General features: G+C 63.1%; 22 protein-coding genes. 8 read left to right on the plus strand and 14 right to left on the minus strand.

Features of this window, described 5'->3' with window-relative positions:
- Positions 1–426 precede the first annotated feature (426 nt).
- The gene (locus A7X65_RS42715; RefSeq protein WP_082885016.1) at positions 427–618 is read right to left on the minus strand and encodes a hypothetical protein; all 192 of its coding nucleotides are present in this window, start codon (positions 616–618) and stop codon (positions 427–429) included.
- A gap of 561 nt (positions 619–1,179) precedes the next feature.
- Between A7X65_RS42715 and A7X65_RS21145 the strand changes: the two genes are divergently transcribed.
- The 3 genes from A7X65_RS21145 (at position 1,180) to A7X65_RS21155 (ending at position 3,620) form a co-directional block, all read left to right on the plus strand.
- Positions 1,180–1,563 (plus strand): hypothetical protein, encoded by a 384-nt coding sequence (locus tag A7X65_RS21145; protein WP_063688304.1) that lies wholly within the window; start codon positions 1,180–1,182, stop codon positions 1,561–1,563.
- Between the two features lie 134 nt (positions 1,564–1,697).
- Positions 1,698–1,898 carry a hypothetical protein gene (locus A7X65_RS21150; RefSeq protein WP_063688306.1) on the plus strand — a complete coding sequence of 67 codons (201 nt, stop codon included), beginning with the start codon at positions 1,698–1,700 and terminating at the stop codon, positions 1,896–1,898.
- A 186-nt stretch (positions 1,899–2,084) separates the two neighbouring features.
- Positions 2,085–3,620 (plus strand): FAD-dependent monooxygenase, encoded by a 1,536-nt coding sequence (locus tag A7X65_RS21155; RefSeq protein ID WP_063688308.1) that lies wholly within the window; start codon positions 2,085–2,087, stop codon positions 3,618–3,620.
- Between the two features lie 154 nt (positions 3,621–3,774).
- Here A7X65_RS21155 and A7X65_RS41895 read toward each other — a convergent pair whose 3' ends face one another.
- From A7X65_RS41895 to A7X65_RS21185, 5 genes are all read right to left on the minus strand, one after another.
- Complete coding sequence (locus A7X65_RS41895) at positions 3,775–5,349, minus strand: hypothetical protein (protein WP_167358280.1); 1,575 nt, start codon at positions 5,347–5,349, stop codon at positions 3,775–3,777.
- Between the two features lie 458 nt (positions 5,350–5,807).
- The gene (locus A7X65_RS21165) at positions 5,808–6,431 is read right to left on the minus strand and encodes an imm11 family protein (protein ID WP_063690660.1); all 624 of its coding nucleotides are present in this window, start codon (positions 6,429–6,431) and stop codon (positions 5,808–5,810) included.
- Positions 6,432–6,790: 359 nt separating this feature from the next.
- Positions 6,791–7,414: an imm11 family protein gene (locus tag A7X65_RS21170; RefSeq protein ID WP_063688313.1), complete on the minus strand. Its 624-nt coding sequence runs from the start codon at positions 7,412–7,414 to the stop codon at positions 6,791–6,793.
- 202 nt (positions 7,415–7,616) lie between these two features.
- Positions 7,617–8,390: a DUF4261 domain-containing protein gene (locus A7X65_RS21175; protein WP_063688314.1), complete on the minus strand. Its 774-nt coding sequence runs from the start codon at positions 8,388–8,390 to the stop codon at positions 7,617–7,619.
- A gap of 494 nt (positions 8,391–8,884) precedes the next feature.
- Complete coding sequence (locus A7X65_RS21185; RefSeq protein ID WP_063688318.1) at positions 8,885–10,201, minus strand: NRAMP family divalent metal transporter; 1,317 nt, start codon at positions 10,199–10,201, stop codon at positions 8,885–8,887.
- 251 nt (positions 10,202–10,452) lie between these two features.
- Between A7X65_RS21185 and A7X65_RS21190 the strand changes: the two genes are divergently transcribed.
- Positions 10,453–11,121 (plus strand): phytanoyl-CoA dioxygenase family protein, encoded by a 669-nt coding sequence (locus A7X65_RS21190; RefSeq protein ID WP_082885017.1) that lies wholly within the window; start codon positions 10,453–10,455, stop codon positions 11,119–11,121.
- Between the two features lie 18 nt (positions 11,122–11,139).
- Here A7X65_RS21190 and A7X65_RS21195 read toward each other — a convergent pair whose 3' ends face one another.
- On the minus strand, positions 11,140–11,871 hold the full coding sequence (locus tag A7X65_RS21195) for a Crp/Fnr family transcriptional regulator (protein ID WP_063688320.1): 732 nt from the start codon (positions 11,869–11,871) through the stop codon (positions 11,140–11,142).
- 226 nt (positions 11,872–12,097) lie between these two features.
- On the opposite strand from A7X65_RS21195, the gene A7X65_RS21200 reads away from it, so the two are divergent.
- Both A7X65_RS21200 and A7X65_RS21205 read left to right on the plus strand, forming a co-directional pair.
- The gene (locus A7X65_RS21200) at positions 12,098–12,322 is read left to right on the plus strand and encodes a hypothetical protein (RefSeq protein ID WP_063688322.1); all 225 of its coding nucleotides are present in this window, start codon (positions 12,098–12,100) and stop codon (positions 12,320–12,322) included.
- Between the two features lie 113 nt (positions 12,323–12,435).
- The gene (locus A7X65_RS21205) at positions 12,436–12,645 is read left to right on the plus strand and encodes a DUF3606 domain-containing protein (RefSeq protein ID WP_063688324.1); all 210 of its coding nucleotides are present in this window, start codon (positions 12,436–12,438) and stop codon (positions 12,643–12,645) included.
- Here A7X65_RS21205 and A7X65_RS21210 read toward each other — a convergent pair.
- A complete protein-coding gene (locus A7X65_RS21210) occupies positions 12,638–12,823 on the minus strand; it encodes a hypothetical protein (RefSeq protein WP_063688326.1) in 186 nt (61 codons plus the stop codon). The two genes, A7X65_RS21205 and A7X65_RS21210, sit on opposite strands and share 8 nt — an antisense overlap.
- A 603-nt stretch (positions 12,824–13,426) precedes the next feature.
- Between A7X65_RS21210 and A7X65_RS21215 the strand changes: the two genes are divergently transcribed.
- Positions 13,427–13,675, plus strand: a complete 249-nt coding sequence (locus A7X65_RS21215) for a hypothetical protein (protein ID WP_063688328.1) — start codon at positions 13,427–13,429, stop codon at positions 13,673–13,675.
- 65 nt (positions 13,676–13,740) lie between these two features.
- On the opposite strand, the gene A7X65_RS21220 is transcribed toward A7X65_RS21215, so the two are convergent.
- The 3 genes from A7X65_RS21220 to A7X65_RS21230 are packed head-to-tail and all read right to left on the minus strand — an operon-like array spanning position 13,741 to position 14,378.
- Positions 13,741–13,953, minus strand: coding sequence for a DUF6894 family protein (locus A7X65_RS21220; protein ID WP_063688330.1), 213 nt, complete (start codon positions 13,951–13,953; stop codon positions 13,741–13,743).
- A 33-nt stretch (positions 13,954–13,986) separates the two neighbouring features.
- The gene (locus A7X65_RS21225) at positions 13,987–14,181 is read right to left on the minus strand and encodes a hypothetical protein (protein WP_063688332.1); all 195 of its coding nucleotides are present in this window, start codon (positions 14,179–14,181) and stop codon (positions 13,987–13,989) included.
- A complete protein-coding gene (locus A7X65_RS21230) occupies positions 14,178–14,378 on the minus strand; it encodes a hypothetical protein (protein ID WP_063688334.1) in 201 nt (66 codons plus the stop codon). The genes A7X65_RS21225 and A7X65_RS21230 overlap by 4 nt, the downstream gene beginning before the upstream one ends.
- A 300-nt stretch (positions 14,379–14,678) precedes the next feature.
- Here A7X65_RS21230 and A7X65_RS21235 point away from each other — a divergent pair, with 300 nt between their 5' ends.
- Positions 14,679–15,893 (plus strand): mandelate racemase/muconate lactonizing enzyme family protein, encoded by a 1,215-nt coding sequence (locus A7X65_RS21235; RefSeq protein WP_063688336.1) that lies wholly within the window; start codon positions 14,679–14,681, stop codon positions 15,891–15,893.
- A 6-nt stretch (positions 15,894–15,899) separates the two neighbouring features.
- On the opposite strand, the gene A7X65_RS21240 is transcribed toward A7X65_RS21235, so the two are convergent.
- From A7X65_RS21240 to soxC, 3 genes are all read right to left on the minus strand, one after another.
- Positions 15,900–16,184 (minus strand): hypothetical protein, encoded by a 285-nt coding sequence (locus A7X65_RS21240; RefSeq protein WP_063688338.1) that lies wholly within the window; start codon positions 16,182–16,184, stop codon positions 15,900–15,902.
- A gap of 104 nt (positions 16,185–16,288) precedes the next feature.
- Positions 16,289–16,831, minus strand: coding sequence for a c-type cytochrome (locus A7X65_RS21245; protein ID WP_063688345.1), 543 nt, complete (start codon positions 16,829–16,831; stop codon positions 16,289–16,291).
- A complete protein-coding gene (gene soxC / locus A7X65_RS21250) occupies positions 16,818–18,089 on the minus strand; it encodes a sulfite dehydrogenase (protein ID WP_063688346.1) in 1,272 nt (423 codons plus the stop codon). Before soxC ends, A7X65_RS21245 begins: the two co-directional genes overlap by 14 nt.
- Positions 18,090–18,127 lie beyond the last annotated feature (38 nt).

Here is an 18,127-nt window from a genome sequence, read left to right on the forward strand (position 1 = left end):
CCTCGAGTGCCGCCAGCTTCTGGCGGGCACTTGCAGCATCGTTCTGCGCGCGCCGGAGCGCGCGCTCCCGTTGCGCTTCGCGCGAGGTGAGATGAATCTGGATGTCATACGGTAACGCCGCAAACCGGCGCCTCAACGGCGCCGGCCAAGACCGTGGCGGAGGAATGGCCGCGATCGTGCTCATCGCGCTTGCCGCCGTGCCACCGAGGGTTGGATCCGCGAGACCGAGTGCCAGATGCATCCGCGATATGTCCTGCACGGCCGGCCAAAGCCGGTCCATGCCGAGCGACGCACAGTCGGTCACAAAGCGCGCCACCGAGGCAGGTGCGGCGGGACAAGCGCTCACACCATTCAGCTCGCACCATCTGGCAAACATCGGCGCATCGCGCAATCGCGCCTGAGCAAGCGCCGAGAGTAATGGATGAGTCATCGCTTCGCTTTGCGCAGCGCCTCGTGAAGATTGCCCATGTGCCGGCGCAGCTCGACGAGCTGCGCACGTTTGCGCAAGTTGTGAGGGCTCGAATCGATCTCGGTCAGGGTACGCGCCCTCGGTGTCTTACCTCGCGTGGGCACACGCTCCGGCGGATGCTCGATTTCACATTCGATATCTTCGCTCACGAAAACATCTCCCACAGCACGATTGCAACGAGGCCCACGATCGCGAGCGATATCAGGTAAGCGGTCATCATCTCTCCATAGCGATAAAAATGCGCGGCAGATCGCGCGACGTGGCGCGATCGTTTCGGGCGCGAACCCTATCTCCGTATCCCCGGAGACCGCAGCGGCGCGGGCAACAGGCCCGGCGCCGCAAGGCCGGCACGTTCGCGCGTGCACGGCCAGCAATGGTTCGGACGGCGGGCGCGCCGATCGGCGCTCCCTGACGCGTATCAAGCAAGTGCGTGGCCGCAATGCGCCGCCGCCGTCCGATCTCGACATCGAAACGAAAAAGCCCGCGGCGGATATTGCGCGCGGGCGAACCAAACTCGTCTCGATGATGTCAGTATGCCGGTGTTTTGCCCGACGTGTCAAACCTCGTGCAACGTGTTCGCGTCATCGCGATTGCAGTGTGCGGGCGGTCACGCCGGCGGCGGACGAACCGCGCTAGCTTCGCATCCGATCACGGCTTCGATCGTACGCAGGCGCCGCCGCGACGTCGAAGCCGCCTTCCGGAGATGGCCGATGAAATCCCTTGCTATCCTGCTCTCGTTCCTCGTCGCGATCGTTCCCGCGGCCGCCGAAGAGCCGGCGGCGCCGGATTTTTCCGGTGCCTGGAAGCGCGACTGCGAGAAGACTTACGGCCTGAAGATCCAGCGTATCAATGACAAGGCGTATTCAATCGCGTTCTGCTTTCCCACCGGCTGCAACGGCCATGCCTGGATTGCCGGGACGCCGATCGCGGGTGACCCGAAATTCAAGATCGTCTCGGAGACCGAGATCGGCCTGCGGCGCGTCGACGTTCCTGACGGCTGGCTGACCTATCACCGCTGCTCGCCCGATCCGGAATCCTGGACCGGGACAAACCCGGCCGAACGCCTCCGCCAAACCGGCTCGGCATCGCAATGAAAAAGCCCGCCGCGGATTGCTCCGTGCGGGCCGAACCATACTCGTTTCGATGATGCCACTCTGCCAGTGTTTTGCCCGACGTGTCAAACGAACGAATTCGTGCAAGCCGCGTTAGGCGATCGGGAGGACCGGCCATGATACCTCAGACGACCTCGTCCGCGACGTCGCGAAAGATTCCTGGGCCGACGCCGCGTACCGACAAGGAACGCGCCAGGCAGGAGGCGATCATCGAAGACGCCGGCGAGACGGAAGACGGGACTCGCGACCTCGTGCGTGGCGATGGTGGAACCATCGACATTCCGACGAAGCCCGGCGATTTATCGAAGGACGATTAGGCCGCGCGGCGACCGGCGCGCATCTCGATGATGCCACTCTGCCGATGTTTTGCCCGACGTGTCAACGAAGCGCGGAAGGGAGTCCCCTCCTCCCAGCTTGATATGTGGTGCGCAAGGGGCTTGCTTCAAGCCCCCGGTGATCGCGTAGAAGCCTCGACCCGAACAACTGGTCGAGGGGGTCACGACATGCCTGTATTGCTTCCGACATCCCGGTCGCGCAGCCGGACAAGCGCAACACGCACGGCCGCCAAGAATCGCGCCAAGGGCCATGCGGTGGTCATCGCCGGCGGCGGCCCGACCGGGCTGATGCTGGCCGCGGAACTCGCGCTGGCGCAGGTCGACGTCGCCGTCGTCGAGCGGCGTGCGAGCCAGGAGCTGACGGGCACGCGCGCCGGCGGTTTGCACGCGCGCAGCATCGAGATCCTCGACCAGCGCGGTGTCGCCGGCCGCTTCCTGCGCGAAGGACAGATCGTCCAGCTCGCCGGCTTCGCTTGGACCAGGCTCGACATCAGCGATCTCCCCACCCGCCACGCTTACGGCCTCGCACTGCGGCAGAGCCACATCGAGCGCATTTTGGCCGGCTGGGTCGAGGAGCTCGCGGTGCCGGTCTATCGCGGCGCCGAGGTCACGGCCCTTTCGCAGGACGACACCGGCATTGACGTCGTGCTGTCCGGCGGCGCGACGCTGCGCGCGGGTTATCTCGTCGGCTGCGACGGCGGCCGCAGCCTGGTGCGCAAGGCGGCCGGGATCGATTTTCCCGGGACCGAGCCGACGCTGAGCAATCTCATGGCCGAGGTCGAGATGCGCGAGGAGCCGGTGTTCGGCCTGCGGCACGACGCGCTCGGCTTCCACGGCCTCAGCAAGGCGGACAGCGGGCGCGTGCTCGTGGTCGCGACGGAAGCGTCGCTCGCGCGCAGCGGCGAGCCGACCTTGCGCGATCTCAGCGAGGCGCTCATCGCGGTGTACGGCACCGATTTCGGCGTGCACAACCCTGCCTGGATCTCCCGCTTCACCGACGCGGCGCGGCAAGCCGCCTCCTATCGCCGGGGGCGCGTGCTGCTCGCCGGCGATGCCGCACACATCCATCACTCCGTGGGTGGGCAAGGCCTCAACACCGGCCTGCAGGACGCGGTCAATCTCGGCTGGAAGCTGGCGCAGGTCGTCAAAGGCACCGCGTCCGAAGACCTGCTCGACAGCTACCATGCCGAGCGCCACCCCGTCGCCGCGCGCGTGCTGCGCAACACCAGGGCGCAGATCGCCCTGCTCCGCCGCGCCGACGACGGCCTCATCGCCGCGCGCGAAACCATCGCCGAGCTGCTCGCCCTGGACGAGCCGCGCAAGCGTCTTGGCGCCATGATGAGCGGGCTCGACATCCACTATGATCTCGGCGAAGGCCATCCGCTGCTCGGACGCCGCATGCCCGATCTCGACCTGACGATCGAAGGCCGGCCGCGACGATTGTTCACGCTGCTGCATGGTGGGCGCGGCCTGCTGCTCAGTTTCGGCAAGCCCGACGTCACCGACATCACGCCATGGACGGATCGCGTCGATGTCGTCTTTGCCGATCACGCCGGCGGATGGGCGCTTCCGGTCATCGGACATGTCACCGCGCCAAAAGCCGTGCTGGTGCGGCCTGACGGACACGTGGCCTGGGTCGGAGACGAGAGCCGAGGTGGACTTGCGGAGGCGCTGACGAGGTGGTTCGGACGGGCTGCGGCTTAGGGCACGAACACCTCACACATCGTCGAAACGAAGAAGCCCGCGAGATGCCGCGGGCTTGTTCCGAATTCTTTCGATGATGTCATCATGCCGGTGTTTTGCCCGACGTGTCAAACATCGACCCAGAGTGGTGTATGAAGAGCTCCGTGACTATCGTTCAATCCTGCCGAAGCAGCGGCCGTATCCAGCGGGAGAACCACTCCTCAGCCTCATTGTGCGAATTGCCTGAGCTATCTACGCCGAAGATCGGTGGTGGAATAAGGTAGCCCGGCTCATCCGCGAAGACACCCATCGGCCTGCTCTCTTGCGCTGGCCAGCCGTCCGCAGTCGGCACGGTCCAGATCCCATATCGATCGTTGAATTCAGTCGATGGGAGGTAGGGGATCGGCGCACTCCCGGACGAGAATACGCTACCTGCGTTCGCCTCATTCACACGAGTAAGACGCCGAACTTCGTCGGGCGCGACAGCATCGGCAGCCGCTGTGGACGGTACTCCTAGCGCATTCGACGTCTGCGCAGGCGCGGCGCCTGCCGGTGTTTCGATCCAGCTTCCGAAGCGGTCTGCAAAGGTGGTGGGCCGAGCAGCACTTGGCTCGTCTGCAGGACGGACAGAGTCGAACGGATTGTAAGGAGCCGCCCCCTTCGCGAAAACACTTCCACCGGCGGCTTTGGTCGCACTCGAGGTATTCGCAGAAAAAGCAGGTTGGCTGAGAGCGGCAGCGACTCCACCTGTGAGTATCCGAGCACCAAGCCCCTGCAGCCCAGGTGTCATCAGGGCGCCTGCACCCAGCACACCAGCTCCCATCAGCAACGCGGAGCCTCGATCAGGAGGTGCCGGCGGCCCTAGAACCTGCGATCCATCAGAAAGAAGCGTGAGCGGTTGGCCTGTCTCAGTGTGGAATTGCAAGACTTGCGGCTCGGGCGGCAATGCCGTGCTGGGAGGCAATTGCATGGCGCGTTGCCATTCAGGCGATGGCACCGGGAATCCGGGCAAACCGTAAGTCAGAAGTGGGCTGCTTGGTGCAAAACCTTCCGGCTTGTCAACGCCCTCAAGAGGAGGCGGGATTAAGCTTGGCAGTCGCGCATCAATCACCGGGTGAATGAAGCCAGGTAGATGGGGAACAGGTCCAACAGCTTCGAAGTGCTGCGAAATCGGTGATCCTCGCGTGTACCGTCCTATGATTGCCAACTTGTCCGCAAGACTGAGCGTGCTGTCCGGAAGGAGGACAGGAGCACGCAATGCGCCCTCCCACTGGCTAGCGGTATGAAGTTGATCGACAGTATCCTGCATCTGCTTGATGCTGTCTCGATTTTCTTCAGCATACGTTTTCCAGTTTACGTACCAGTCTTCAATACGCTTGTTCGCATCCTCCTTGGTCATTCCCAAAGGTGTATTGGCGAGCAAATGCCCCTTCGACAGCGCATGCTTGGCAGCGGCGAGAAAGCTGCTGAGTTCGGCGTCGAGCTGATCAACAGCAGCGGAATCGCCTTCCTGAGCAGCGGCGAAAGATGGATGCGACTGGAGTACACCGAGAAACTTGCAAAATATTCTGCTGTAGCTACCGAGATGACCTCCCGTGTGCGGACTTGATCCAAGCTCGCGGGCTGCTTGCTCATTTGATGGAAGATCCATCAGATTTCTGATGCCGTTGAGGTTGAAACGATCGCCCAAGACCTTGAGCGTGAAGTGGCCGGCAAGGGCCTGCGGCAAGATATGATGGATCTGGAACATGCTAACCCCTTGCATTGCGCCAAGGCGTCAATCAGCGCGGCCCCAAGACGTTTGGTGCCCGCATGCGGATGAAGGAAAATGAACTGGGAGTTTTGATTGCTTGTCTTTGCCATCGCGCGAAGCGAGAGCTAGCGACCAGCATGGCTCGAGATTCACAGCGGTTCGCGCGATGAAATTGCTCGAAGCGGGGTTCTCGCATGCCGCCGAGAAGCGACCGCGAGCTACGAAGAACAGATAACAAAAAGCCCGCGACATCGTCGCGAGCTCGCCTTTCTCTAGATCATGCCACTCTGCCGGTTTTTTGCCGGACGCGTCAACGAGCAGCACCAACAGCAGACGCCAAACACCCCACGTTCGTTCGGCCCGATGAGCCGGGTCCGAAGAGCGAGGCCTTCTCGTTCAATTGACAGGCTCCCATGCAACAGCATGTTCAAGCTCGACAGCGGCCGCGCGCATCTTCAATACCTGGTTGCATCGGTGAAGCCGATGCCCCTTATGCCTGCTTCCTTGCACGCATCCTTGAAGACCTGATCGCAGACGATCATGGGATAGAACAGCAGCCTGAAGATATGGGCCGCTCCGACAACGTCCTCCTTAAAGAGAAGGGTGCTTGTTCTGTTCAGATTGTAGACCTTACGCCCCGGCGTTGGGTACTCGATCTCGAGAACGGAGTTCGCTTCGTCGACGGCATCGAGAACTCTGACGACGTCGCAAAGCCAGTAGGTTGGCGCCGCGCGGCCGTCTGGGTACCTCGTCTCGCATCTGATAAAACGAATTCCCTCCAAATCCAGCTTCTCAAGGAGGATTTTCATCCGCTCGGAAACAAGCCGATAATCGTGAAAGAGCTCCCAGTCCGTGGGAGCGCGGCCGAGCGATTCGTCGATAATGAGCCGCGGTGGCTCGGAGAAAGCCACGAAGCCGCGCTCCCGCGGAGGAATGAGGACTTTGCGCTCGCCGGCGAGGGCTACGAGATTCTCCATCTCCCATCCCGGTGCTCTTTGAAACCTGAAATCCAGGCCCACGACATAGAACTTTCGAACCTTGGCTTTGCCTCGGCGACGCTCTGGAAGGGAGTGAGCCATCCGTCCTCTCTCGCGTACAATCAGGTCCATCTACCCAATAATAAAGCCCGCGGCATGCCGCGGGCTTCAACCAAACTCGTATCGATGATGCCATCATGCCAGTGTTTTGCCCGACGTGTCAAACCGAGACCATCCTCTTGGATGGCGCCAATGACCGCTTCGACAAGACTGGACACAGCCAACATTCTGGCTGGCGCCAAGCGCGGCCACGCTAACGACTTGTCGAAGCCGCTAATTGGCGTAGTGCCAATACCGCAGCGCGGCTGGGCGGCTCAAGAACTTGGTCGAACTTTGGATAATCGGCATGCCTCCGGACGAACTGACTTAATTCTCGAAAGAGCAAGGCCGTATCAGCCTTTTCAGAAGGCCTGAAACCAAATTCTCTTGAGACCCGCCGACTTGCATGCGTCCTTGAGCTCCTGGTCGCATACGATCGTCGCTTCGTTGAAAGCCATACGGAAAATGCGCTCGCTGCCGATCGCGGCTTCCCTGAAGACCAGTTTGCCGCCATAAATAAACTCATAGTACTTCTGCCCGTGGTCCAGATAGCGGATGTCGTCCCGGATTCCGATGATCAAGCGCGATTGCGATTCATCCAGCGCGTCGAGGACGCGGACTACATCGCAGAGCCAATAGTTTGGCCCATCATAGCGACCACGGGGTAGTCGCATGTCGCATGGCACAAATACAAAGGCTTCCGGGTCAAGTCTCTCGAACACTTCCTTTGTGCGGTCGGAAATGAGCCACCAGTTGTAGCAGAGCTCCAGGTCATATGGCCGACTGCCGACCGATTTATCGAACACATAAGGCACACGCGGGGTAGAAGMCGGCAKACGAGATTCTTCGTAAGGAGGAAGAACGCTCTCGTTCTCAACCCAGAAGCCCGGCCCGCCTCTTATTCTGAAATCGGGGCCTATTTGGTAGAAGCGGCGTTTTCGTGCTCTGGGGCGCCTTGCAGCAGGGATCGCTTCCTCATCACTCATGACTGAGCCTCGTTGAACATCATCCCCATGATGACTCCAAATGGAGAACCAAGATCACCGCACAACAAGAAACGCCCGCGGCATACCGCGGGCGTCAACTCTTTCGATCATACTAGTTTGCCAGTGTTTTGCCCGACGTGTCAAACGAACGCTCTCAACACGGCGCGAGCAATTTCGTGCGCACATCAACACACTCCGCCGATTACTGTGCCGAACCGTCGCTACAGAACAACACAGGCAGGCCGAACTGATCGGAGTTCTTGTATCTGACCGCGAAGCGCTCGCGATCATCGCGGCCAAACGTATCGCCGTCTTTGACTACAGGCCCGTGCTCAATCAGATAGGCGGCAAGCCCGTCCACCTTGGACATCAAGGTTGCAAGTGTCAGCTTGCGGGTCTCGAACTGGATTTCGCGCTCGGCAAATGCCGATAGCCCCATCGTCGCTGCGCCGATGCCGGCCTCCGACCGGAACGGCAGCATGTCGAACCACAACGAAGACGGATAATCGGGGAAAGGCGCGAACGATTGCATGGACATGTCCAACCACAGATCGGCAGAGCGTGCGACCTTGCCATTCCAGACCACGCCGCAGCATTGCGGCATGGTCGCAATCAACCCGCCGATGACGGCAGTGGTCAGACGCGCAGCGGACAATGGCTGCTGGTTTTGGCCAAGCACCGAAACGATCAGATGGCCGCGGTGCCGTGCCGCAACGGCCCTGCCCTCCGGCCATGTCGACGCTGCGCGCGACCACAGGCCTGAATCCTCCGGAATGGGCGCCGGCATCGACATCACCGCGACGAATTCGTTGCCGCAGCGTAGCAGCGGCGAGCCCTTGCGCACGCCACCCTCCCCGCCTCTCTCCACCTCCATCGGCAGCTCGGGATGTCGCGCGCGAAGAGCACCAGCAAGTGCAACCATGTCCGGCGTCGCAGGCTGCTCCAGCAAGACCAGCGCAAGAAAAGACTTACTCATCGGCGACCCCACCAACACTGCCAGCCGTCACGAACTCACGTCACGGCTCGCCCATAGGTTGAAATTAGAACAAAAAGGGAACATTGTCAACATGTGCCTCTCCCCGCCGGAGTCTCCTGACGATCGCTTCGAGATGCACGGGATTCGGGCGCGGGCTCGGCCATGGTCTTTCCCGGGATCGTCGCGAAATTGCACCGGGCTCTGACGTTTTTGGCCACAATCGGAACCGACCTTCCGCCCATGAAATTTCTGGGCATGATTTCGCTTCTGGCGCTGCTCACGATCAGCGGGGCCGCCATTTCCGATCTGTTTCTGACAGCCGATCAGCACGTCGCGCGCGGGGTGGAGTAGCGCGGCGGGCACGGGTGCTTTTGTCTCTGGGGGAGACAACGATGCTTTCGGTAGACCAGTTCTTGCGCTTCATCAGCGTGCCGGCCGTGTTCGCGGCCTTCATCATCGCATCTCAGATCTCGGCAGCGCTGTCGCAGGGCTAGTCAGCCGACCAGCGACGAGCCGAGCAAGGCGACAACGGCCAGCGCCATGATGGCGGTGCCGAGCCAGCCCAGCACGACCAGCCACGACCGGGCCCTGAAGCGGCCCATGATGGCGGCGCTCGCGACGATCAGCATCATCATCGCCATGATCGGAACGGCGACGATGCCGTTGAGCACCGCGCTCCACACCAGCATGTGAATCGAGTCGATCCCGGTAAAGCCGAGGCCGAAGCCGATGATGGTGGCGGCCGCGATGATCGTGTAGAAGCCGACCGCCTTCTCGGGCCTTGCCTCCAGCGTGGCGCGCCAGCCGAAGATCTCCGCAACGCCGTAAGCCGCCGAGCCCGCCAGCACCGGGATCGCCAAAAGCCCCGTGCCGATGATGCCGAGCGCGAACAGCGCGAAGGTGAAGTTACCGGCAAGCGGCCGCAACGCTTCGGCCGCCTGCGTCGCAGAATTGATGTTGGTGACGCCATTGGCGTGCAGCACCGAGGCCGTGGTCAGGATGATGAAGAAGGCGATGGTATTGGACAGCAGCATGCCGACGATGGTGTCGGCCCTGATGCGCGCAATCTCGGGATCGCCGCCGCTCGGAAGGTCGCGCAGCGGCTTGTCGCGCTTGCCCTGGTTCATCTCCTCGACTTCCTGGGAAGCCTGCCAGAAGAACAGATATGGGCTGATGGTGGTGCCGAGCACGGCGACGACCATCAGGAAATAGTCGCCGCTGACATCCGCCTTCGGCCACACCGCGGCGAGCAGCGCCGTGCTCCACGGGATCTCCACGGTGAAGGCGGTGGCGACATAGGCGAACAGCGCCAGTGTCAGGAATTTCAGCACCGGCGAGTAGCGGCGATAAGGCACGAACACCTGGAGAATGGTCGAGCCCGCCGCGAAGATCAGCGCGTGCTCGTGATTGAGACCGCCGATGACCAGCGACAGCGCCTCGGCCATTGCAGCGATGTCGGCGGCGATGTTGAAGGTGTTGGCGATGACGAGCAGCGAGACCAGCCCCAGCACGATCCAGCGCGGCGCGATCTGCATCACGTTGGCCGCCAGCCCCTTGCCGGTGACCCGGCCGATCTGCGCGCTGACGAGCTGGATCGCGATCATGAACGGCAGCGTCAGAAACACCGTCCAGAGCAGGCCGTAGCCGAATTGCGCGCCGGCCTGCGAATAGGTGGCAATGCCCGAGGGATCGTCGTCGGCCGCCCCCGTGATGAGGCCGGGGCCGAGACGTTTCAGCAGCGACGGTGCGGATTTCTCCGGCGCGTCTGTGGCGCTGTGGTTGCTGGGGCGGTGCTGCTGCCGGTTCGACAAGGCTAACCTTCCGGAATTTTCGAATCCACGTCTCAAGTGCGATCCTAGCCGCAAAGTTCCTGCGCCGTATCGCTTTGAATGCCCGCGCGCCGTCATCGCTTCGGCACGTCGGACAAGGACACCTGTAGTTCGGCACCCTGCAAAAATCTTTCGCACCCGCACTGTCGTCGGTCGCGGCTCTTGCTTTGCTTGTATCGCCTGTGGTGGCGCGACGCCCTTGCGAACGACACGTTTAGATTGTAGTCAACGTCATGAGCCGACATCCGCTGCCAACCAGGGTTGCGCCGCTGCAAGCAGAGCAGGCTGCCGCGCTCGACCATGACGGCTACCTGCTGCTGCGCGGCGCCGTCCCTGCGGCGTGGCGCGATGCGTTGCGCGCTGCCTTCGACGCGGGCGTGGGGAGCGGCGAGCAATGGACCGCTCCGCGGGGCGCCGGCTGGCGCCACGCCCTCGTCGATCTCGATCCCTCGGTGCAGCGAACCTGCCGCCTGCCGCCGCTGCTGGCCGCCGCCGCGCAGATGTTGGGCGCACCGTTTTTTCTCGCGCAGGTCGAGGGCCGCGAGCCGCTGAAGGACGGCGGCCACCAGCCGCTGCATCGCGACGGCGCGGGCATGACGGCCGTGGCCGCGCTCGTCTTCCTCGACGCTTACGGCCCGGACAATGGCGCAACGCGCCTCGTCCCGCGCGCCCTCGACCGCGGCGAGCCGGACGAGAGACTGGCCCTGGTCACGGCCGGCGAGGCGGGAGACATTCTGGTGTTCGATGCCGATCTGCCGCACGGCGCGGGCCGCAACCGCTCCGGCGCGCGGCGGCGTTCGCTGCTGCTCAGCTTCATGCCGCTCGCCCATCGCGCGGCGATGGAGGCGAGCCGCGCCATCCGCAACGTGCGCATGGACACCGGCGAGGTGTTTGCGCCCTGAACGGGCCGGATGCGCAGCTCAGGACAACGGCGACAGATGCAGATAGCGCCCGTCAAACTGGGCCAGCTCCTGCAGCTTGTGCTCGTTGAGGATCCTCACCGTGCCGCGCTGAAGCTCCAGCACGCCGTCGACGCGCAGATCGCGCAGGATGCGGTTGGTGTGCACGCTGGTCACGCCCATGGCCTCGCCGAGCTGCTCCTGCGTCAAGGGTATGGCGAAGGTGTTGTCGATGACGCGGCCGACCAGGCGAAGCCGCTCGCGCAGCTCGACGATCAGATGCGTCAGCCGGTTGTAGGTCGAGCGCTGGCCGACATTGACGATCCATTCCCGGGAGATGGCGGCATCGACCAGCGTGTCGCGCCAGAACAGGTCGGCCACGCCCGGCCGCTCCCGGATCAGATCCTTCAGCGCCCTGTGGCCGACGAACCCGAGCGTGCAATCGGACAGCGCGACGAGGTCGTGGTCCACCGTTCCGTAGTGCAGGTTCTGCAGGTTCGGAAGATCGCCGGGAATGTGGATCGACAGGATCTGCCGCCGTCCATCCGCGATCGTCTTGGAGCGCACGCAGAAGCCGTCGGCGATCAGGCAGCATTCGCTCGGCTGCTCGCCGTCGCGCAGCACGGTCTGGTTTTCGCGGTAATTGCGTAAGGCAATGGGCAACGCCGCCAGCGCCTGCAGGTCCTGGTCGGCGGCGCCCGTCGTGGTTTTCAGGCGCTGAAACAGCGGTGCCCAAATGCTGTCGCTTGTCACGTCACTCGATCCCCCACGCCCCAGGCGCGTCGGGGGTCAAAAAGCATAAAGGCGGCCTTGCTGTTGATAACAAAGGTTAAATTGAGCCGCGGCGACTTCGCAACATTGTGGACGATGCGTTTCCAAAAGCGCCCAACACAACAAATGTTAAGTCGCCGATCGAGCCGCCGGCGGCGTGGCCGAACATTCTTCGCCTTGTGCGCCTGAAATTAGGAACGAAACAGCGATGGGCCCGTTGCGCTGCCGTTTCGTGGTCTTGGCCAAGGCATGTCACACGCTCGCCGGCCTCTCAGGGGCCAGAGACAGGGATCGCGACCATCCGCGCTTCGGCGCGGATGCCGGACGTGAAAAGGGGGCTCGCTTGGCAGCCGATCTGATTTTCAAAGTCGCCATCATCGCCCTGTTTACGTTCTCAGCCGTGCTCGCCTCGATGCTTTGGCTGAGGGTGTGAGCTGCACACTTCCAGCATGAAAGTCCGTGCGACCGGTTGCCTCGGAACGGCAGATGCATTGCCGCGTTTTCCCGTTCGAGAATGCGGATCACCCACACGGACAGTGGAAAGACATGGACAGTTTGACGAAGCGCGAGCAGCCCGACCGCAGCAAGATCAACATGCACGAGCCCTTCGAGGTGAAGTACTGGACGCACGCGCTCGGCGTGTCGAAGGAGGAGCTGAAGAAGGCCGTGGACAAGGTCGGCAATGCCGCCGCGGCCGTCCGCAAGGAGCTGGCGGCGATCAAGGCGCGCGAGGCCGAGACGCGATCCTCTACTTGATGCTGACGAACATGCCCCAGGCGGCAGCCAGCGCCGCGCCGGTGAAGACGACCGCGGGATTGTCGCAGAACGTGCCGCCATAGCTGCACACGTTGGCGCCGAACTGACCGAGCTCGTGATGACCCGCGGAGTAGAACAGTCCCGACAACACCAGCAATGCGGCGGCGGCGTAATACATCGACGATCTCTCCGAAGCTTTCGACTTCGCCCTCGCGGGCGACATGTCCCAGCCTGACGCGAACAGATTTCATTCGGCCGAATCCGCTCCATTGCATTTGAGATAAAGTTGGCCTCATGCGGAAAGGCGCGGCCCGGCGAGAACGGCGATCGAGAAGGTCGGGAGCAGCCGGAAGAAGATGGAGCGCAAGCTGAAGACGCCCTGAGTGGCGTTAGGAACCTTCAGGTTCCAGCGAGACTTGGTTTCGCGCCGGCATCCCGCCGATTGCCGGCTGGAATGGCGGCTCCGGCGCCACCTGCCCCCGTCGCGCGCCGGGGCCGCTTCCTTGCTCCGGTCATTCTCGAAAGTTGCGAAGGAGCTTCGTAAACCCACTCACCGCCCGTCCCACGCTGCCGCTTCCGACGAAACACGGCTGAAACAATCCTGAAACCCGATTGTCCTGAACGCCTTTTCCGCTCGCCTCGACCAACGAAGCGAAAAGGAGAAAATCATGATCCAGATCGGTTCGAAGGAAGAAGTCGCGCTGCTGTTGGCGCTGTTCGGCACCCACACCCAGCCGGTCAAGCGGCCGAAGCCGAAATCGCAGGGCTGAGGGGTGAAGCCATGCCCGGCTTGGCCGAATGCCAGAGCCTCCTGCGTCTGTTGATCGCAAGGGGCGATCCTAAGGCGATCCCGCAAGCCAAGGGCGCCATCGATCAATTTCTCAACACGGCACCAGTGTGCGCCCGCGGGCGCGGCCTGCGCGTGCTGCAGCGCGACGCGCTCGACCTGCATATTGCGGCGGTCGGCGTTCAGCGCTCCTTCGCCGAAACGGTCGACGCCTATATCGAGCGGAAGCTCTCTGAGGAGTAAGCGGCCTAATGCCGTCGCTCACGCCCGTTTCGATGCCGGCCAGCCCCCGTCACATGGCGTGCCGCCTAGTCCAGCTTTTCGGCCCGCACCTCGATCCGGTAGATGAGCTTTTGCCCGCGAGCAACCACGAGGGACCACCGGCCTCCGCCGGGGCGAAGGCTCGTCTCGATGTCGCGCACGGTCTGAAGCGCCTGGCGCCAGGCCGCTTCGTCGTCGGGAAGGTCCTCGGTGTCCGAGAAATCCTCCCCGTTCGAGATCGTGAAGGAGTATTCCACCATGAAAGCGGAAACGGGTGGCGGGCGCGGTCGTTCCTAGGCCGTGTCGGCCGGCGGCGGCTGCTTCAGCAGGCCGATCTTGCGATCGAGCTGCCAGACCTCGACATTGCCCTGCCGGGTGAATTGCCGGGCAAAGACCAGCGCCGATGCGTCGGACGGTGCCTCGAAAGCCTCGGCGGAACGGAATACGCCGTCTTCGCCGACCAGATAGGCGCGGTATTGCAGGGTCATGTCGGCGCCCTCAGGCCGGGCGAATGAAGCCAGGCGTCGATCTGCATCGCCATCTCGTCCTGCCGCGCCTTGCGCAGCAGCATTTCGCGGCGCCGCCCGGGCGGCAGCCCGCGCGCCTCGTCGCGAAGACGCTTCACCTCGTCCTCGAGCCGCTCGTTGAGTGTTCTGATCTGCTTGAATCTACGCCGCCTCAGCATGGCGCTGCTCCCTCGCTTGCGTGGGGCGGGAGCGCAACTGGCGTTCTCATCACCGATTGATGCCACGGGCCTTGCGGTGATGGCTCAACCATACGCCGCCGCCGCAGGAGAGTCCCCATCATTTGTTGGGCCCGCCCGAAAGTTCGAGCGGAGGTGGGCGTTGGCACCAGATGAGGCCGAAGCGCCGTCCGGCCACGAGCGGGCTTCACGCCGGTCGGCAGCTTCCTTACAGTTGCGGCCAGGGCCGGGCTTGCGGCCCGCCACAAGAAGAACAAGGCCCACCGGGCGACAGGGAGCGACATGACCAAATCATCGAAAGCAACAAGCCTCGAAATCCTCGCCTGCGATGCCGGCTGGAGAAACTACCATTTCGTCAAGCTGACGACCGAGGACGGCGTGGTCGGTTGGAGCGAATTCGACGAGGGCTTTGGCTCGCCCGGCGTCGGCGCCGCGATCCAGCGTCTGTCCGCCCGCGTCATCGGCCAGAACGTCTTCCAGCATGAGCGCATCTATGCCGAGCTGTTCGCCGCCACCCGCCCGGCCGCCGGCGGCGTCGTGGCGCAGGCCCTCGGAGCCATCGAGAACGCGCTGCTCGACGCCAAGGCAAAGTGCCTCGGCGTGCCCTGCTACGAGCTCTTCGGCGGCAAGATCCGCGATCGTGTCCGGGTGTACTGGTCGCATTGCGCGACGTGGCGGATCAATCATCCCTCCTGGTACAAGCCGCCGATCGAAAGCCTCGACGGCGTCAAGGCGATGGGCCGCGAGGTGCGGGAGAAGAAATTCACTGCCCTCAAGACCAACATCTTCTCCTACGATGACGGCAAGCCGACCGGCTGGCGGCCCGGCTTCGGCTCACCCTTTGCGCCGGAGATCAACGTCGACCGCAAGATCCTGCGCGACCTGCGCATGCATCTGGAAGCGATCCGCGACGGCGCCGGCCCCGATGTCGACATCCTGCTCGACTGCAACTTCAACGCCAAGACCGAAGGCTATCTGAAGATCCTTCGCACCATCGCCGACCTCGACATGTTCTGGATCGAGATCGACAGCTTTAATCCGGAAGCGCTCGGCTATATCCGCAGGCAAAGCCCGCATCCGATCTCGTCCTGCGAGACGCTGCTGGGCTTGCGCGAATTCCTGCCCTATTTCCATCAACAGGCGATGGATGTCGCGATCATCGACACACCCTGGAACGGCGTCTGGCAATCGATGAAGATCGCGGCCGCCGCCGAGGCGTTCGAGGTCAACGTCGCCCCGCATAATTTCTACGGCCATCTCTGCTCGATGATGAACGCGCACTTCTGCGCCGCCGTACCGAACCTGCGCATCATGGAGATCGACATCGACCGGCTGTCCTGGGACCGCGAGCTCTTCACCCATGAGCCCGAGATCCAGAATGGCCATCTCGTCATTCCGGACCGGCCAGGCTGGGGCACCGAGCCGAACGAGGACGCATTGCGCGCGCACCCGCCGAGGACGAGCGGCGGGCTGCTCAACTACGGCCGCAAGGGCTGACGGGGATTACGGGGTCACGGGATTGACGGCCGGGGATGTCTTCGGCCCCGGTCGTGCCGGCTCGATCGGCGACCTCGCATCGGTCGGAAGCACTGCAGCGCCGGCGGCGCGTGCGGCTTCTCCCGTCGTCGCATACATCGCGATATGGGCCGGCTGTGTCTTGGCGCGGCTCCACGGGCCGTGGTCGACGATCAGCATGGCTGCAATCGTCAAGCCGGCCACGATGAGCGCAATCACGCCGGGATGTCGGAGCGCCGTGGAGATGGAGTTCGCGAAACGATCGGTCGTCATGAGGGGTCCGCTATTTTCCTATCGCAGGTTAAGTCAAATGCGCCCCTCAGAGTTCCCCGCTCAGTTCAAGCAAGTTCCGCGCCACCGCGCGGAACCTGCTCCGTTCATCTCTTCACATCCGGGCGAGCATCGCCGACGAATCTGTCGCGGTTCGGCATCTTCACGGCCGCCAGCGACTTCGCGTCGAGAATCGCATCCGCTCCCACCAGTCCGTTCAGGTTCAGGATGAAGGCGGATACTGCATAGACATCCTCATTGCTCAGCGACTGTGGCGCGTTCTGCGGCATGGCGCGACGGATGTAGTCGAACAATGTCGGTGCATAGGGCCAATAGCTGCCAACAGTTCGGATCGGCTTTGGCGTTCCGATCGTGCCCTGCCCGCCGGCAAGCCGATCGCCCAGACCGCCCTCGCCTTTCTCGCCGTGGCACGAGGCACATTGTTGAGCGTACACCTCGCGTCCATGGCTGACCGAACCGCTTCCTTCAGGCAGATTGCTGCCGTCGCGGCCGATATCGATATTCCACCCCGCAATCTCGGCGGCTGTCGCCGCTCGCCCGATGCCGTACGGACTCTGCGCCTGCGCTTCATTCGAGAAGGCCAACAGCGCGATTGCGACGGTGATCCCGCAGGTCTCAAGCCAGCGCATTGGTCACCTCGCCAGTGTCAGCGACGCGCCAGGGCCAGATCGCGTTGTTGTGGTAGAAATAGTTCTCTCCGCGCACGGCGAGCAACTCGGCCAGCGTCGGCTGCACGTAGCCGGTCTCGTCAATGGCGCGGCTCTGGATCACGGCGGGCTTGCCGTCCCATTGCCACGGCAGGCGGAAGCGCGTCAGGGCACGCGTCAGAACCGGCTCCTGCAAGCGGGCGTCCTGCCAGCTCTTCCCATCGTCAACGGACACCTCGACGCGCGCGATCTTGCCGTGCCCGCTCCAGGCGATCCCCGTGATCTCGTGAAAGCCCGGCGCGCTCAGGCGCTGACCGCCGGACGGACGGGTGATGATCGATTTCGCCTCCATGTAGAAGGAGAACTCGCGCGCCGTGCCGTCGGGCAGGAGGTCGGTGTATTTCGAAGTTTCCTCGCGCGAGTAAACCGGCTCCGTGGTCACGTGCAGGCGACGCAGCCATTTCACGCTCATATTGCCTTCGAAACCCGGTAGGAACAGCCGCAGCGGATAACCTTGCTGCGGACGGAGCCGTTCGCCGTTCTGGCTGTAGACCAGCATCGCATCCTCGAGACATTTTTCGATCGGGATGCTTCGCGTCAGCGCGGCAGCGTCGGCCCCTTCCGCGACCACCCATTTGGCTTCGGGCTTCAGCCCGGCCTCCTGAAGCACCAGCTTCAGGCTGACGCCGGTCCACTCGGCGCAACTCACGAGGCCGACGAGATCTGATGCCGTCTTGCCATAGGGCTTGCTGTAACCGGGATTGCCGGAGCATTCGAGGAAGTGGATACGCGACTCCGATGGGAAGCGCCGGAGATCGTCCACCGTGAAGGTCAGGGGGCGTTCGACCAGCCCGTGCAGCATCAGTCGGTGCTGCGCGGGGTCGATGGCTGGGACACCGCCATGATGCCGTTCGTAGAACAGCCCGTTCGGCGTGATGATGCCGTCGAGCTCCTGCAAGGGCGTCCTGCTGGCCGCGGAGATGTATTGCTTGAGAGTCTTCGAGATGTTCCTGACGACGCCCTTCTCGAACGGTGACGGCGTGCCATAGGGCTGGCCTCCCGTCGGCTCACCCGGCACCTTCATCCATTCGGGAACGTTGGGCGGAAGATTGTCCGCCTCTGCGGCAACGGAAGCGCCCGCGCCGAGAACGACACCTCCCGCCGCTGCGGTGCCCGCTGTCAGGAAGCGGCGGCGTGTGGTCGACACGGAATCATTGTCTGGATCTGTCGTGCTGCTCATGGCGGCCCCTCGGCTGGCGCTGAGCCTTCATGAAACAG

Source organism: Bradyrhizobium stylosanthis (genome assembly GCF_001641335.1).
Classification (GTDB): domain Bacteria; phylum Pseudomonadota; class Alphaproteobacteria; order Rhizobiales; family Xanthobacteraceae; genus Bradyrhizobium; species Bradyrhizobium stylosanthis.

Coding starts and splice junctions, on each gene's coding strand:
- A7X65_RS21145 (WP_063688304.1), top strand. CDS start 1,180: ATGAAATCCCTTGCTATCCTGCTCTCGTTCCTCGTCGCGATCGTTCCC.
- A7X65_RS21150 (WP_063688306.1), top strand. CDS start 1,698: ATGATACCTCAGACGACCTCGTCCGCGACGTCGCGAAAGATTCCTGGG.
- A7X65_RS21155 (WP_063688308.1), top strand. CDS start 2,085: ATGCCTGTATTGCTTCCGACATCCCGGTCGCGCAGCCGGACAAGCGCA.
- A7X65_RS41895 (WP_167358280.1), bottom strand. CDS start 5,349: ATGTTCCAGATCCATCATATCTTGCCGCAGGCCCTTGCCGGCCACTTC.
- A7X65_RS21165 (WP_063690660.1), bottom strand. CDS start 6,431: ATGGCTCACTCCCTTCCAGAGCGTCGCCGAGGCAAAGCCAAGGTTCGA.
- A7X65_RS21175 (WP_063688314.1), bottom strand. CDS start 8,390: ATGAGTAAGTCTTTTCTTGCGCTGGTCTTGCTGGAGCAGCCTGCGACG.
- A7X65_RS21190 (WP_082885017.1), top strand. CDS start 10,453: ATGAGCCGACATCCGCTGCCAACCAGGGTTGCGCCGCTGCAAGCAGAG.
- A7X65_RS21200 (WP_063688322.1), top strand. CDS start 12,098: ATGGGCCCGTTGCGCTGCCGTTTCGTGGTCTTGGCCAAGGCATGTCAC.
- A7X65_RS21205 (WP_063688324.1), top strand. CDS start 12,436: ATGGACAGTTTGACGAAGCGCGAGCAGCCCGACCGCAGCAAGATCAAC.
- A7X65_RS21210 (WP_063688326.1), bottom strand. CDS start 12,823: ATGTATTACGCCGCCGCCGCATTGCTGGTGTTGTCGGGACTGTTCTAC.
- A7X65_RS21215 (WP_063688328.1), top strand. CDS start 13,427: ATGCCCGGCTTGGCCGAATGCCAGAGCCTCCTGCGTCTGTTGATCGCA.
- A7X65_RS21220 (WP_063688330.1), bottom strand. CDS start 13,953: ATGGTGGAATACTCCTTCACGATCTCGAACGGGGAGGATTTCTCGGAC.
- A7X65_RS21225 (WP_063688332.1), bottom strand. CDS start 14,181: ATGACCCTGCAATACCGCGCCTATCTGGTCGGCGAAGACGGCGTATTC.
- A7X65_RS21230 (WP_063688334.1), bottom strand. CDS start 14,378: ATGCTGAGGCGGCGTAGATTCAAGCAGATCAGAACACTCAACGAGCGG.
- A7X65_RS21235 (WP_063688336.1), top strand. CDS start 14,679: ATGACCAAATCATCGAAAGCAACAAGCCTCGAAATCCTCGCCTGCGAT.
- A7X65_RS21240 (WP_063688338.1), bottom strand. CDS start 16,184: ATGACGACCGATCGTTTCGCGAACTCCATCTCCACGGCGCTCCGACAT.
- A7X65_RS21245 (WP_063688345.1), bottom strand. CDS start 16,831: ATGCGCTGGCTTGAGACCTGCGGGATCACCGTCGCAATCGCGCTGTTG.
- soxC (WP_063688346.1), bottom strand. CDS start 18,089: ATGAGCAGCACGACAGATCCAGACAATGATTCCGTGTCGACCACACGC.